General features: G+C 69.7%; 10 protein-coding genes. All 10 read left to right on the forward strand.

The window, feature by feature from the left end:
* Positions 1-48 precede the first annotated feature (48 nt).
* The 10 genes from pruA (at position 49) to zapE (ending at position 13,036) form a co-directional block, all read left to right on the forward strand.
* The gene (gene pruA / locus FSYMDG_RS05460; RefSeq protein WP_013872596.1) at positions 49-1,698 is read left to right on the forward strand and encodes an L-glutamate gamma-semialdehyde dehydrogenase; all 1,650 of its coding nucleotides are present in this window, start codon (positions 49-51) and stop codon (positions 1,696-1,698) included.
* Between the two features lie 536 nt (positions 1,699-2,234).
* Positions 2,235-4,433, forward strand: a complete 2,199-nt coding sequence (locus FSYMDG_RS05465; protein ID WP_013872597.1) for a hypothetical protein — start codon at positions 2,235-2,237, stop codon at positions 4,431-4,433.
* A 938-nt stretch (positions 4,434-5,371) separates the two neighbouring features.
* Entirely contained in the window at positions 5,372-6,706 is a 1,335-nt protein-coding gene (locus tag FSYMDG_RS05470) for a CpaF family protein (RefSeq protein ID WP_050803705.1), read from the forward strand.
* A complete protein-coding gene (locus FSYMDG_RS05475) occupies positions 6,706-7,566 on the forward strand; it encodes a type II secretion system F family protein (RefSeq protein ID WP_013872599.1) in 861 nt (286 codons plus the stop codon). Before FSYMDG_RS05470 ends, FSYMDG_RS05475 begins: the two co-directional genes overlap by 1 nt.
* Positions 7,567-7,759: 193 nt before the next feature.
* Entirely contained in the window at positions 7,760-8,707 is a 948-nt protein-coding gene (locus FSYMDG_RS05480) for a type II secretion system F family protein (RefSeq protein ID WP_013872600.1), read from the forward strand.
* A 104-nt stretch (positions 8,708-8,811) separates the two neighbouring features.
* Complete coding sequence (locus tag FSYMDG_RS05485) at positions 8,812-9,078, forward strand: hypothetical protein (RefSeq protein WP_431307072.1); 267 nt, start codon at positions 8,812-8,814, stop codon at positions 9,076-9,078.
* A gap of 340 nt (positions 9,079-9,418) precedes the next feature.
* Positions 9,419-9,826 carry a TadE/TadG family type IV pilus assembly protein gene (locus tag FSYMDG_RS27940; RefSeq protein ID WP_237703001.1) on the forward strand — a complete coding sequence of 136 codons (408 nt, stop codon included), beginning with the start codon at positions 9,419-9,421 and terminating at the stop codon, positions 9,824-9,826.
* Positions 9,827-9,891: 65 nt separating this feature from the next.
* Entirely contained in the window at positions 9,892-10,503 is a 612-nt protein-coding gene (locus FSYMDG_RS05495; RefSeq protein ID WP_347176451.1) for a hypothetical protein, read from the forward strand.
* A 622-nt stretch (positions 10,504-11,125) separates the two neighbouring features.
* Positions 11,126-11,656, forward strand: coding sequence for a GNAT family N-acetyltransferase (locus FSYMDG_RS05500; protein WP_013872604.1), 531 nt, complete (start codon positions 11,126-11,128; stop codon positions 11,654-11,656).
* A 297-nt stretch (positions 11,657-11,953) separates the two neighbouring features.
* Positions 11,954-13,036 carry a cell division protein ZapE gene (gene zapE, locus FSYMDG_RS05505; RefSeq protein WP_043603043.1) on the forward strand — a complete coding sequence of 361 codons (1,083 nt, stop codon included), beginning with the start codon at positions 11,954-11,956 and terminating at the stop codon, positions 13,034-13,036.
* Positions 13,037-13,067: the final 31 nt, after the last annotated feature.

Genomic DNA, 13,067 nt, shown 5'->3' on the forward strand with positions numbered 1-13,067 from the left:
CGGTGTTTCCAACGCTCGGTTTCCAGCGTTTCGGAGGGTGGGGTTGGGATGGATGCCGTCGCTGTTGTCCCGGAACCGGTCAACGAGCGGGTCCGCGCCTATGCCCCGGGCAGCCCGCAGCGCGCCGGCCTGCGGGCGGCGCTGGAGCGGCTGGCGGGGGAGCGCGCCGAACTGCCGCTGGTGATCGACGGGAAGGCCCGTCCGGGTGCGGGCGAGCCGTTCGAGGTGATCGCCCCGCACCGGCACGGGCTGGTGCTGGGCGCGGGCCGGGCGGCGGCGCCCGGGGACGTCGCCGACGCGGTGGACGCGGCGCTGGCCGCGGCGCCCGGCTGGCGGGCGCTGTCCCAGGACGACCGGGCCGCGGTGTTCCTGCGGGCGGCCGACCTGCTGGCCGGGCGCTGGCGGGACACCCTCAACGCCGCGACCATGCTTGGGCAGAGCAAGAACTGCTACCAGGCGGAGATCGACGCGGCCTGCGAGCTGATCGACTTCTGGCGTTTCAACGCCGCCGCCGCCCGCGAGATCGTCGCCGGGCAGCCGCTCTCGGCGCCCGGCACGTGGAACCGCATGGACTACCGTCCCCTGGAGGGGTTCGTCCTCGCGGTGACACCGTTCAACTTCACCTCGATCGCGGCGAACCTGCCGACCGCTCCGGCGATCATGGGCAACACGGTGGTCTGGAAGCCGAGCCCCACCCAGCAGCTCGCCGCCCAGCACACCATGTCGCTGCTGGCGGCGGCGGGCCTCCCACCAGGAGTGATCAACATGGTCACCGGGGACGGCGCGGCCGTCTCGGCGGTGGCGCTGCGTCACCGGGAGCTCGCCGGGGTGCACTTCACCGGGTCGACGGCCACCTTCCGGACGATGTGGCGGACGGTTGCCGAGGGGATCGACGGCTACCGGGACTACCCGCGGCTGGTCGGCGAGACCGGCGGGAAGAACTTCGTCGTCGCCCATCCCAGCGCCGATCCGGACGCGCTCGTCGTCGGGCTGGTCCGGGGCGCCTTCGAATACCAGGGGCAGAAGTGTTCGGCGGCGTCCCGCGCCTACCTGCCCGCCTCGCTGTGGCGCTCGGGTCTGCGCGACCAACTGGTCGCGCAGACCGCGGCGCTGACCTACGGTGACGTGTCCGATCTGAACCTCTTCGGCGGGGCGGTGATCGACCGGCGGGCCTTCGACCGGCTGTCGGCCCTGCTCGCGCGGCTGCGCGCGGACCCGGACGTGTCGGTGCTCGTCGGTGGCGGCGCCGACGACCGGATCGGATTCTTCGTGGAACCGACGGTCGTCGTGTGCGCCGATCCCACGCACGAGGTGTTCACGTCCGAGTACTTCGGGCCGGTACTCGCCGTGCATATCTACGACGATGCTCCGGGACGGTCCGGTTCGGAGGCTTTTACCACGGCATTGCGGGATGTCACGGACTTCTCGCCCTACGGGCTGACCGGCGCGGTTTTCGGCCGGGATCGCCGCGCGCTCGCCACGGCCACCGAGGTGCTGCGGTACAGCGCCGGAAACTTCTACATCAACGACAAACCGACCGGCGCGGTGGTGGGCCAGCAGCCGTTCGGGGGGTCGCGGGCAAGCGGCACCAATGACAAGGCCGGCTCCGCGCTGAATCTGCTGCGGTGGGTCTCCCCGCGGGCACTGAAGGAGACGTTCGACCCACCGCGACAGGTCGCCTACCCACACATGGGATGAGCTCCCCGCCAAGGTCCCTGACCGGCCTCTGACCCGGGCCGACGCACCACGGCAGTCCGGGTGCCGCGCGTCGACCCGGGTGACATGCTATCCGGCTTCGACCCGGTTCCGGTGGCATCGTGCTGTTTGGCAGTTGACAGCGCTGTTGGGCAGTTGACAGGGCCGTTCCGGCCGTGGCGGACACTCGGACCACACTGTCACCCGTTGGTCGTCCGGTTGGAACTGGACGTTCGGAACATGGCTGTGAAATGGTTCGATACAGGATCGCTCCGGCGGATGTTCCGGGCCGGACCGTCGGTGAACGCACCCGGCGTGGTCGGGTGCGTGGACAGCCACCGTGTGCGTATTGGTTTGCCGCCACCCGGAAAGATCGCGATCGTGCCTCGCGATACTTTTGTGATGGATTCAGGGTGTGCCCGGCGCACCCACGGAGGACTTTCGTGGCCATGATGGGAACCCCGGATGATGCCGGAGGCTGCCACCCGTATCGGTGTGGATCTCCGCGGCGCGCACCGCGGGAAGGAGGCTGACCACCCGTGCTCTACCTTGCCGGCCAGATTCTGGTGCTCATGGCGGCGGCGCTGGCTGTTGGTGCACTGCTGACCTGGGTGTTCCTCCTCGGCCCCGTACATCGCCGGGTCGAGGAGATACGGCGCGCCACCACCGCCCCGGCCGCCCCCGGCACCGGGCCGCTGCCCGTCGTAGCGCTGCCGGCTGACACGCCCGCCCCGGCTGGTACGCCCGATGCGCGGCCCACCGGTCCGCCCGGGCCGCCGGCGGCGGCCGGCGACGATGCCCTCCGGACTCGTCCCGCGTCCCGCCTACGAGACGACGGCCTGGATGACGACGGCCCGGACACCGCCACCGGGGCCGAGCCGTCGGCCGGCGGCGCCGAGGCCGGTTCCGTTCCGCTCGCGCATCCGGGCACACGGTCATCGGGCCAGCCGGACGACCATCAGCAGGACGAGTGGCTGCTGGAGAAGGCGGCGCTCACGGCCCGGCTGACCGCCGCCGAGCGGCAGGCGGTCGAGTCCGAACAGCGGGTCACCGCCGCCGAGCGGCAGGCCGCTATCGCCGGCCGCCGGGTACAGCTGCTCGAGGATGCCCTCGCCGAGGCCGAGGAGCCAGGCGTGCCCGACGGTGCCGCGGCGTCGAACGCCGAGGAGGTGCAGGCACTCGCGGCCGAGGCCGCGCAGCTGCGCAGGCAGCTCGCCGAGGCCGAGGAGCGCTCCGCGAAGTTCTCCTCCCGGCTGGCGATGGCACGTACCGAGGCCGAGGACGCCCAGCGCCAGGTCGTGACCCTGACGACCAGACTTGATCGCCACCAGGCCGAGTGGGCCGCCGAGAAGGTCCGGCTGCTCGCCCAGATGGGTGGCCGTGAGCAGCCCCCGGCCGCATCCGAACACCCACGCACCGCCCACGTCGAATTGGATCTTCCGGATCCCGGCCACACCGGCTCCGCCCCCAGGGCTGCCGGGCTGCCGGACGTGCCGGTTGCCCGTGAGCCGGCTGCACCTGAGCCGACTGCCGGTGGGGGTGCCGTGGCGGCAAGCCACCCGGACACCGGTGTTGTCGGCGGGCGGACCGCTTGCGCGGAGAAGGACCGCGGCGACGCCGATCCCCGTGACGTCTGGGATGCCCGCGAGGCCCGCGAAGGCCAGCCCTCCGCACTTCCCGATGGCCGTGGTCCCAGCGGCCGGCGAAGCCGCGATCATGTTTTTTTCGCGCTGCCGGCGGAGGAGGAGCCCGAGTTCCTCGAGGAGGATCCGGCTGTTGCCGCGGCGGTGCCGGTGCTCACCGCCCGTCCCGTCCCAGGCGCCCAGCCGGACCGTCGTTCCCCAGTTGCGGCGCACGCGGGCACGGCACCTGTGGGCTCAGCACCCGGGGCCTCAGCGCCTGCCAGCTCGGTGCCACCGGGCGTGTCGCCCGCTTCGGATGGTTCCCCCACCGCCTCCTCGGGTGCTTCTCCCGCCGCGTTGCCGGGTTCGGTGGCGCTGGCCGGGCTGACGTCCTTCTCCGGCTCTGCCGGCTCCGGTGGCTCCGGTGACTCGGGTGGCTCCGCTCCCCTCCCGCCGCCCGCCGCGATGCAGGGTGCCCGTCAGGACAACCTCAAGGAGATCGTCGGGATCGGCCCGGTCGTCGAGGCAAGGCTGCACGCGCTCGGTATCGTCAGCTTCCGTCAGCTCGCCGATCTCAACGAGGACGGGGTCAGCTGGCTCGGCAGCGTCCTGGAGGGTTTCGGCGACCGGATCGTCTCGGACGACTGGGTAGGCCAGGCCAGCTCCCTCCACGAACGCCACCACCGCGGCCTGGTACAGGTAACGGCCCAGGCAGCACAGCCACCAGCCGCGGCTACCCGGGCCGGGCATGATCCGGACGAGTTTGTCGTCATGTACGGCTTCCGGCCTCGTCGGCGTGCGCAACGACAAGCTCGCTCCGGTCTTCGTCAGCAGGCCTCCAGACAGGCATGGGCCACAGGCGTGGGCTGGCAGCGGAGCAGGCCCGATCGGAGCATCCGGCCATCCGGCCATCCGGTCGTCCAGTGGTACGGGCCGATCAGGATGTTGCTGTCCGTTATTGGATGCCCGACCGCCGCCGGGGTACGGCGGGGATGTCCACGGGCTGTCCGTGGCATCGTGCGAAGCTGCCCCGGACGCGGCGGGCGGCCGATTCCGGCACGCTCGCGCCGCCGCTGGCAGGCGGCGACGCCGATCGGCCGGGCATGTTGGTCATGAATATGGCTACGAGCCGGTTCCGGGCGCCGGTCGCCGATTTTTCTGATCAGTATCAGAATTGATATAGAATAAGTTCTGGCAGTTCTGGCAATCCGTTCTCGTGGACGCCGCCCAGACCGGGGCCGAACGGCACCGTGGGTGTCGCTCCGCGGGCCGGAGAATGATCCGGTTTCTTTCAGGGTGCGCAGGCTCGCATGTCAGCCGGTATCGACCGCGTATGCGGCACGGTGGCGGCCCGTTCGTGACGGTTCCGGCATCCGGCCGCGCGGCCAGCGAACCAGCATATTTCTCACCGGTTACAACCGCGTCCCGTGAACGTCGGACGGGGCGCGGTCGCCGAGGTATTCACGGATGTGGGGCGGCGCTGGTGCCAGTTCTGCCGCGGAATGATTTCCAGGACTGTCCGGCCGACCGGTGGAGCATCCTCTCCGGTCCGCAACCGCCCGGCTGGCGGGGGCTGTTCCGGGTGTTTTCCCGACCGGTCGACGGCTGACCGGCCGTTTTCCCGCGCGATGGCAGACCAGCCAAGTAGTGGATGCGGAGAGTAACAGCCGTTCGGCTGGGCATGTGATCGTTTTCTGCTGTCGCTGGGCTGCCCATGGCCCGATGTGGGTGGGCCGCAACGGCCATGCGAATATTGTCGCCAGGCGCACACATCCTAGCTGAAGGTGGTGCGATCTTGTTATCGCACCGCAGGAGGCCAGGAGGGGAACAGCTGAAGGTGGTGCGATCTTGTTATCGCACCGCCGGGGGTCGGGAGGGAAACGGCTGAAGGCAGTACGATCTTGATTTTCGTACGGCTGGCGGCCGGGGCACGGTGTCAACCGCCTGATTAGGCGTGATCTTCTTTCTACGTTTCGTAGTATTTGTCCGGGTGGCGGCGCTCCGAACGCATAACCAGGGGGGATCGGTCTTCCGTGGCGGTACGTGGTGACTGGATGGACGCCACCTCACTCATCGAGGGTGAAGTGCGCGAACTCGTCCGGCGCCATTCCCTCGACCCGGTTGAGGAACCCACCCGCATACGCCAGCTCGTCGAGGACGTCCTCAGCGAATACGAGGAACGCGCGCTCACCAGCGATCTGCCGCCGATTGTCGACCGCGCCACCACCGCCCGGCTCGTCCACGACGCGGTCGCCGGATTCGGGGCGTTGCAGCGCCACCTCGACGACCCGTCCGTGGAAGAAATCTGGATCAACGAGCCCGGCCGGGTGTTCATCGCCCGCAACGGGCGCAGCGAGCTGACCACGACGATCCTGACCGCCGACGGCGTCGCTGACCTCGTCGAACGGATGCTGAAGAGCTCCGGGCGACGGGTGGACCTCTCCACTCCCTTCGTGGACGCCATGCTGCCGGACGGCTCGCGTCTGCACGTGGTCATCCCCGACGTCACCCGGGCCCACTGGTCGGTCAACATCCGCAAGTTCGTCCTGTCCGCGGCCAGCCTGGACGAGATGGTCGCCCTGTCCACGATCACCGCGCCGGCCGCGGCCTTTCTGGAGGCCGCCGTCGCGTCCGGGCTGAACATCATCGTCGCCGGTGGGACGCAGGCCGGGAAGACGACGATGCTCAACTGCCTGGGCTCGGCGATCCCCGGGCGGGAGCGGGTCATCTCCTGCGAGGAGGTCTTCGAGCTCAAGCTGCGGGCGCCGGACTGGGTCGCGATGCAGACCCGCCAGGCCAACCTGGAGGGCACCGGGGAGATCCGGCTGCGACGGCTGGTCAAGGAGGCGCTGCGGATGCGCCCGGACCGGATCATCGTCGGCGAGGTCCGGCAGGAGGAAGCCCTCGACCTGCTCATCGCGCTCAACTCGGGCCTGCCCGGCATGTGCAGCCTGCATGCGAACTCGGCCCGCGAGGCGGTCACCAAACTGTGCACCCTGCCGCTGCTTGCCGGGGAGAACGTCAGCCACGCCTTCGTGGTGCCGACGGTTGCCGCGAGCGTCGATCTTGTCGTCCACCTGTCCAAGGACGCCCATGGGCGCCGACGCGTCACCGAGATCGTCGCGCTGCCCGGGCGTACCGAAGGGGACGTCATCGAGATCGCCCAGATCTACCGGACGCGCGGCAACACCCTGGTGCGCGCCGAGGGCTACCCTCCGCACGCCGAACGGTTCGCCCAAGCCGGCTACGACCTGCCCGGGCTGCTCGCCGCGTCCGACCATGATCGTGACTATGGCCACAGCCACAGCCACGTCGAGCGGGCCGCGCTGCCCGAGCGGGCCTCGCTGGGCGAACGGCCCTGGCTCGAGATCCGAGGGGGAGAGGGCTGATGGGTATCTTCCTCGGCCTGCTCTTCGGGCTCGGCCTGTTCCTCATCGTCACCAGCGGCCGCCCTCGCGTCCGGCGTGATCCCGGCACCGCCAAATGGCGGGTGCGGAGCAAGGAGCTTCTCGCGCAGGCGGGCATCCCGGGGGTCAGCCCCGACCAGTTCCTCATGATCAGTACTGGGGTCGGGCTGGTGGTCGGCCTGCTCGTCCTCGCCTTCACCGCCACCTGGTCGCTGGCCGGGGCGTTCTTCGTGTTCGCCGCCCTGCTGCCGCGGGCGTTGGTGGTACGGCGCCGGCGCACCCGCATGCACGACCTGCGCGAACTGTGGCCGGACGTGGTGGACAACCTGGCCAGCGCCGTACGGGCGGGGATGTCCCTGCCGGAGGGGCTCGCGTCGGTGGGGGTGCGCGGCCCGGTCCCGCTGCGTCCCGCGTTCACCCGCTTCGGTGAGGACTACCGGGCGACCGGCTCCTTCTCGGCGAGCCTGGATCGGCTCGCCGACGACCTTGCCGACCCGATCGCCGACCGGATCATCGAGTCGCTGCGGATGGCGCGGGAGGTCGGCGGCACCGACCTCGGCCGGCTGCTGCGGACGCTGTCGACCTTCCTGCGGGAGGACGCGCGCACCCGCGCCGAACTGGAGACCCGGCAGAGCTGGACGGTCAACGCAGCCAGGCTTGCGCTCGGGGCACCGTGGGTCGTCCTGCTGATGCTGGCGACCCGCGGGGAGACGGTGCGCGCCTACGACAGCCCGACCGGCGTTGTCGTGCTCGTGACCGGCGGCGGTGTGTCGGTGCTGGCATACATGATCATGAAATGGATCGGACGGCTGCCCGAGGAAGGCCGGGTGCTACGCCCATGAGAACCCAGCAGGGAGCGGGCGAACGCTCCGCAGCCGGCGGCTGCCGCCCTCGCGAGCGCCGTCCCGACACGAGACGCCGTCCCGACGAGCGCCCGACGGGTTCGCAGCCGATGAGCGTTTTCCCGGGTCCGCGTTCTGCCGGTGTCACCCCGGTGAGCCCGGGTTTCGCAGGCATCCCCGTTGGGAGCCCGCGGTGAGCCCGGCGGCGACCGGCGCCCTGATCGGCCTGCTCACCGGGCTCGGGCTGCTCATCATCATCCGGCGCTCGCCGGTCGTCCGGCGGATTCGGCTCGCCGACCGGATGGATCCCTACCTGCGCGACGCCCCGGCGCAGTCCCGGCTGCTCGCCGACCGTCCGCGAACCACGATGTCGTCCCGTAGCGGTCTGGAGGAGCTGCTACGGCCTTTCGTGCGGGACGCGGCCGGGCGGCTCGACCGCTTCCTCGGTGGGCGCGCCGCCCTGCTCCGGCGCCTGACCCAGGCAGGCGGGCGAACCTCTGTCGAGGAGTTCCGGGTCCAGCAGGTGATCTGTTCCGCGGCCGGCGCGCTTGTCGGCGCGTTCCTGCTGCTCGTGCGGGCGCTCACCGGCGTCGGACCGCCGTCGATCGTCGGTGTTGCCATGGTCGTCGCCGGGGTCGCGGGCGGGATCGTCGCCCGCGACTGGTGGCTGACACGCGCGATCCGGGAACGCGAGGAACGGATACTGATCGAGTTCCCGACCGTGGCCGAACTGCTCGCGCTCGCGGTGACCGCGGGGGAGAGCCCGGTCGGCGCGCTGGAACGGGTCAGCCGGCTCTCCCACGGGGAACTCGGCCGTGAGCTGCGGTTGGCTCTCGCGGACGCCCGTGCCGGGGCCACCCTCGTCCAGGCCCTCGAGGGCATGGCCACCCGGACGACGGTGCCGTCGCTGGCCCGGTTCGTCGACGGCATGGCCGTGGCCATCGAACGCGGCACGCCCCTGGCGGAGGTGCTGCGGGCACAGGCGGTCGACGTCCGGGAGGCGGGCAAACGCCAGTTGCTGGAGGCCGGTGGCCGTAAGGAGATCGCGATGATGGTGCCGGTGGTGTTCTTCGTCCTGCCGACCACCGTGATCTTCGCTTTCTACCCGGCGTTGGTCAGCCTTTCCTTCAACGCCCAGTGATGACGGCCGGTGATTTCCTGGAAATTTTCTCACTGTCCGACGACCAGGTGAGTATCCGAAGAGCCCGAAGGACCCGAAGAGTCCGGAAGAATGCGAAGGAGCTGTTGGCCGTGCGTGTGTTCGCGATGTTCGTGAGCCGCTGGGTGCTGGAGCGGGAGAGCCTCTCCCGGGCCGGGGGAGACCTGCTCGTGGCGGCGGCCGGGCAGGCCGGCCGCCGCCGCCGGGACCGCCGGGACCGCGGGGACGTGCCCGGCTGGGTCATGGTCACCGTCATGACGGCAGCCCTGGTCGTCGCCCTGATGGCGGTCGCCGTGCCCCAGTTGCGGGATGTCTTCACCAATGCGATCGACTCCGTGGTCGGCAACGGCTGACCGCGCCGGGTTCCGCGCGGCGGTGCGCGGCCAACGGTCACGGCCAACGCAGACAGCCATCCCGTCCGGGCGTCTCACCTGGAGGCGCGCAATCGCCGCCGTGGTCCCGGTCCCGGAACGCCTGTTTCTGACGTGGGGCTGCCTGCTCCCAGCCCGAGAGCGTCTGTCCTCGGCGCGAGACCATCAGCCTGTTCCGGCACGCCCGGAACCAGACGGGTGCAAGCCCACTCTGCCTTCGACACCGCTTCCGACAAAGGTGTCGCCTCCGGCACGGGATCATCCGCCTGTTCCGGCCTGCCCGGAATCGGATGGGCGCGGGCGCACCGGATTCCCGGCGTGGTTGCGCGCCTGGGGGTCAGCGCCGCGACCGGCGTCCGAACGCGGTTCGGCGGTCGTCGAGTTCGTGCTGGTCGGGACGTTGCTGCTCTTCCTGTTCCTCGGGGTCGTCCAGGTCGGTGTGGTGCTGCACATCCGCAACACCCTGGCCGCGGACGCGGCCGAGGGCGCCCGGCACGCGGCGAACCTGAACATGTCCGAGGCCTCCGGCGGCCCCTATGCGGAGCAGCTGATCGCGTCGTCCATCCCTGGCCGGGCCGATACCACCTGCACCAGTGCCGCCACGACCGGCGAGTCCGGTGTGCCCCTGGTCGAGGTGCGCTGCCAGGTCGCCGTCCCGCTGACGGTCCTGCCAGGAGGCGCGAAGACAACGCTCACGGTCGTCGGCCACGCGGTCAAGGAGACCCCTTGAACATGCCCCTACGGCTTCGGTCCCGCTCGAGCCCCGAGTGTGACCGGACGCGGACGCGGGAGCAGGTGTCAGACCCAGGTCGGCGACGCTGGCTGCGCCCGCACCGCGCGTGGCATCCGCACCGCGCGTGGCATCTACATCGTGAATGGTGCCGATGCTGTGAGCGGGGCCAGCAGGGCGGGCAGCGCCGGCGGCGTCCGCGCGACGACAGCGGCACCGCTCTGATCGAGTTCGTCGGCCTGTCGGTCCTGCTGCTCATCCCGTTTGTCTATTTCTTCCTCAGCGTGTTCGTCGTCCAGCGGGCCGCGTTCGCGGTGACCCAGGCGGCCCGGGCCGCCGGCCGGGCGTACGCCACCGCCGACAGTGAGGCGCAGGCCGTCACCCGTGCCCGGGTCGCCGCCGAGACGGCCTTCGCCGACCAGGGCCTCGACGGCGCGCCCGAACTGCGTTTCGCGCCCGAGGGAGCCGACTGCGGCGCCGGCAACCCCGGCGACGGCGCCGCGTCGCTGGCCCCCGGCTCCCGCTTCGCCGTGTGCGTCCGCTCTGCCGTCGCTCTGCCCGGAACAGCCCGGTTGTTCACCGGCCTCGCCGACATCACCGACATCACCGTCAACGGAAAATTCATAGTCGTAGTGGACGCCTACCGCCGAGACCGCACACAAACGCCTGCGACGTAAGGATCCCGCCCACTCGCTGGATTACACGGGATCACGCGCTCTTATGGCGTCACACGGACTTTCTGGCATTTTCTGCCCGCCGGATCTTTCCAGCGCGCAGCGTGGCGGCTGGCCGCCTCGATGTGGCAGGGGTCGCCGCGCGCCCATGCGTGTGGCTGCGACTGGTCGGTGGCAGTAGGGTTTTCCTTGATCGACTAGTTCGTGCGATCCAGGCGTGCGTGGGATGTCGATCATCGAGGCGTGGTATATCGGCGAGATCGTGTCCAGGTCGGAGCATGTTCATAAGCGGACCGTGTCTCCGGGTGTGTGGATCATCGTGAAATCCGCCGGTCTGTGGGCGCCGCCCGTTATGAGCGGCGGTTTGCCGGGCTGTGCTGTCTCGGAGGCGTCTCCTGTTCGTGCGTCGGCTGTGTGGCCAGCCGGTTATGGTGCTGACGCGACGGTGGATGGCGCGGCGACGGAGGGCATGATCATACTGGACCTGTCGGGGTGTTCTCCCGTATACCGATTTTCCGCATACACGTTGCGTTGTGGAGCTGGACAGGGTGATCGGTACGTCCATTTCGGTGCGGCGGAGGGCCGCGGTTGCCCACATCCGTGCGTCTACTGCCGGCGGTGACGCGTGAACATCCCCACGCTGACGACGGGGCGGTTGGTACTTCGGCCGATCTGCCGAGATGATCTTGATGCGTCCACTGCCATCTGGGCTGATGCCGAGTTCGGGCGGTATGTCGGGACCCATGATCGGCACAGTATGTGGCACAACCTGGCGGCGAACATCGGTGCGTGGGAGCTGGAGGGGGCCGGCTCGTGGTCGGTGGTGGAACGGGCCACCGGCGTGCTGGTGGGCCGGGCGGGGCTGTGGTACGAGCCGGAATGGCCCGGGATCGAGCTGGTGTGGTTCATCGGCCGGCCCTGGTGGGGGCGCGGATACGCGCCTGAGGCGGCACGCGCGTCCGGCACCTGGGCGTTCGCGAACCACGACGTGAACCGGCTTGTGGCCATCCCCCACCGGGACAACCAGCAGTCCATTCGCGTCGCCGAGAAACTGGGCATGACGTTCGAGCGTTATGAAACACTGCATGAGACCGACAGCGCCATCTACGCGATCACCCGGGCCGAGTGGGAAGCCCGTACCCGTACCGGTGACTGATCGCTGGGAGGTTTTTTCGGGACCCTCTGGCCAGGATTGATGACGGTACTCCGACCTGCGGCGATCTTATGATTCTGATAATCGAAAAAGGAGTTCCGAACAAACCGCTGTGCTGTCCCGGGAATGCGGGTGGCAGGGCGGATTCTGATCCTGTGGGGCACCACGACCAGGTCCGGGTCTGTCAGGAGACGATCAGGTTGCTGTCGCCGAACTCGGTCGACGCGGCTCTGAGCGGGATGTTCTCCGCAGGCTCGGCCCGGGCCGCGTCGGTCGGCGAGCAGCGTGGTCGGTGCGCTCGTGGCTGGTGAACGCGCGGACGCGGGGCGGTTCGCGAAGCGTTTCGAGGATGCCGCCGGGCGGTCCGGGTTCGAGCTGGACGCCGCGCAGGTGCGGGTCGTTGGCCGGCTCGCCCAGCTCGGCGCCGAGGTGTCGCGGTGGCGGAGCCCGTTCGGCCGGCAGCCGCGCGGAGTCTACCTCTGGGGTCCGGTCGGCCGGGGCAAGAGCTGGCTGATGAACGTGTTCTACGAGACCGTGCCGACGGACAAGAAACACCGGGTACATTTCCACGACTTCTTCCACCAGTTCCACGCGGCCTTTTCCCGGCACCGGCAGAAACGCCGGGCGGTGGACTTCGCGGTCGAGGAGCTCCTCGCCGACTGCCGTCTGCTGTGTTTCGACGAGTTTCACGTCCACGACGCCGGCGACGCCATGTTGATCAGCCGGCTGTTCACGTCGCTGTTCGAGAAGCAGATCACTCTGCTGGCCACGTCCAACTATCCGCCGGGTGGTCTGCTGCCGAATCCGATCTATCATCATCTCTTCGTTCCGATGATTGAGAAAATTGAGCGAACGATGGACGTGGTCGAGCTTGCCGGTCCACGGGACTATCGCGGCCGGTCCTGGTCGGGCGAGCCCCGATCACGGTTCGAGACCGGTGTCTACGTGTGGCCTGGCACGGATGCCCAGCTCCGTGACGCCGGCCTGACGGCCCCGGCCGAGGCGGAAATCATCGCGCTCGACGTGGGCAACTGGCGGATCCGGGCCCTGGCGGCCCGTGACGACCTCGTCTGGTTCGATTTCTTCGACGTGTGCGGCACAGCCAGATCCGCAACGGACTATCTGGCTCTCACCGGCCGCTTCACAACCTGGGTGATTGCCGAGCTGCCCCGTCTCGCGGAGGTCGGCCAGGAAGCCCGGCAGCGATTCGCCAATGTCGTCGACATTCTCTGTGACAGGGACGCGCGGCTGTTCCTCGTCGCGGCCGCACCGCTGGCGGATGTGCTCCGCGGTGACGACCTGCCGCCCGACATCGGACGGATCGCCAGCCGACTCTCCCTGCTATCCATGATTTTGCCGAGGGAAGCGCCGGGCCGGCCATGAAAGAAGACCGGCCGGCATGTGGCGACTCGGG

This window comes from Candidatus Protofrankia datiscae (assembly GCF_000177615.2).
GTDB lineage: Bacteria > Actinomycetota > Actinomycetes > Frankiales > Frankiaceae > Protofrankia > Protofrankia coriariae.

Excerpts from the sequence above, each read along its gene's own strand:
- FSYMDG_RS05475 (WP_013872599.1), top strand. The coding sequence starts at position 6,706 with ATGGGTATCTTCCTCGGCCTGCTCTTCGGGCTCGGCCTGTTCCTCATC.
- pruA (WP_013872596.1), top strand. The coding sequence starts at position 49 with ATGGATGCCGTCGCTGTTGTCCCGGAACCGGTCAACGAGCGGGTCCGC.
- FSYMDG_RS05470 (WP_050803705.1), top strand. The coding sequence starts at position 5,372 with ATGGACGCCACCTCACTCATCGAGGGTGAAGTGCGCGAACTCGTCCGG.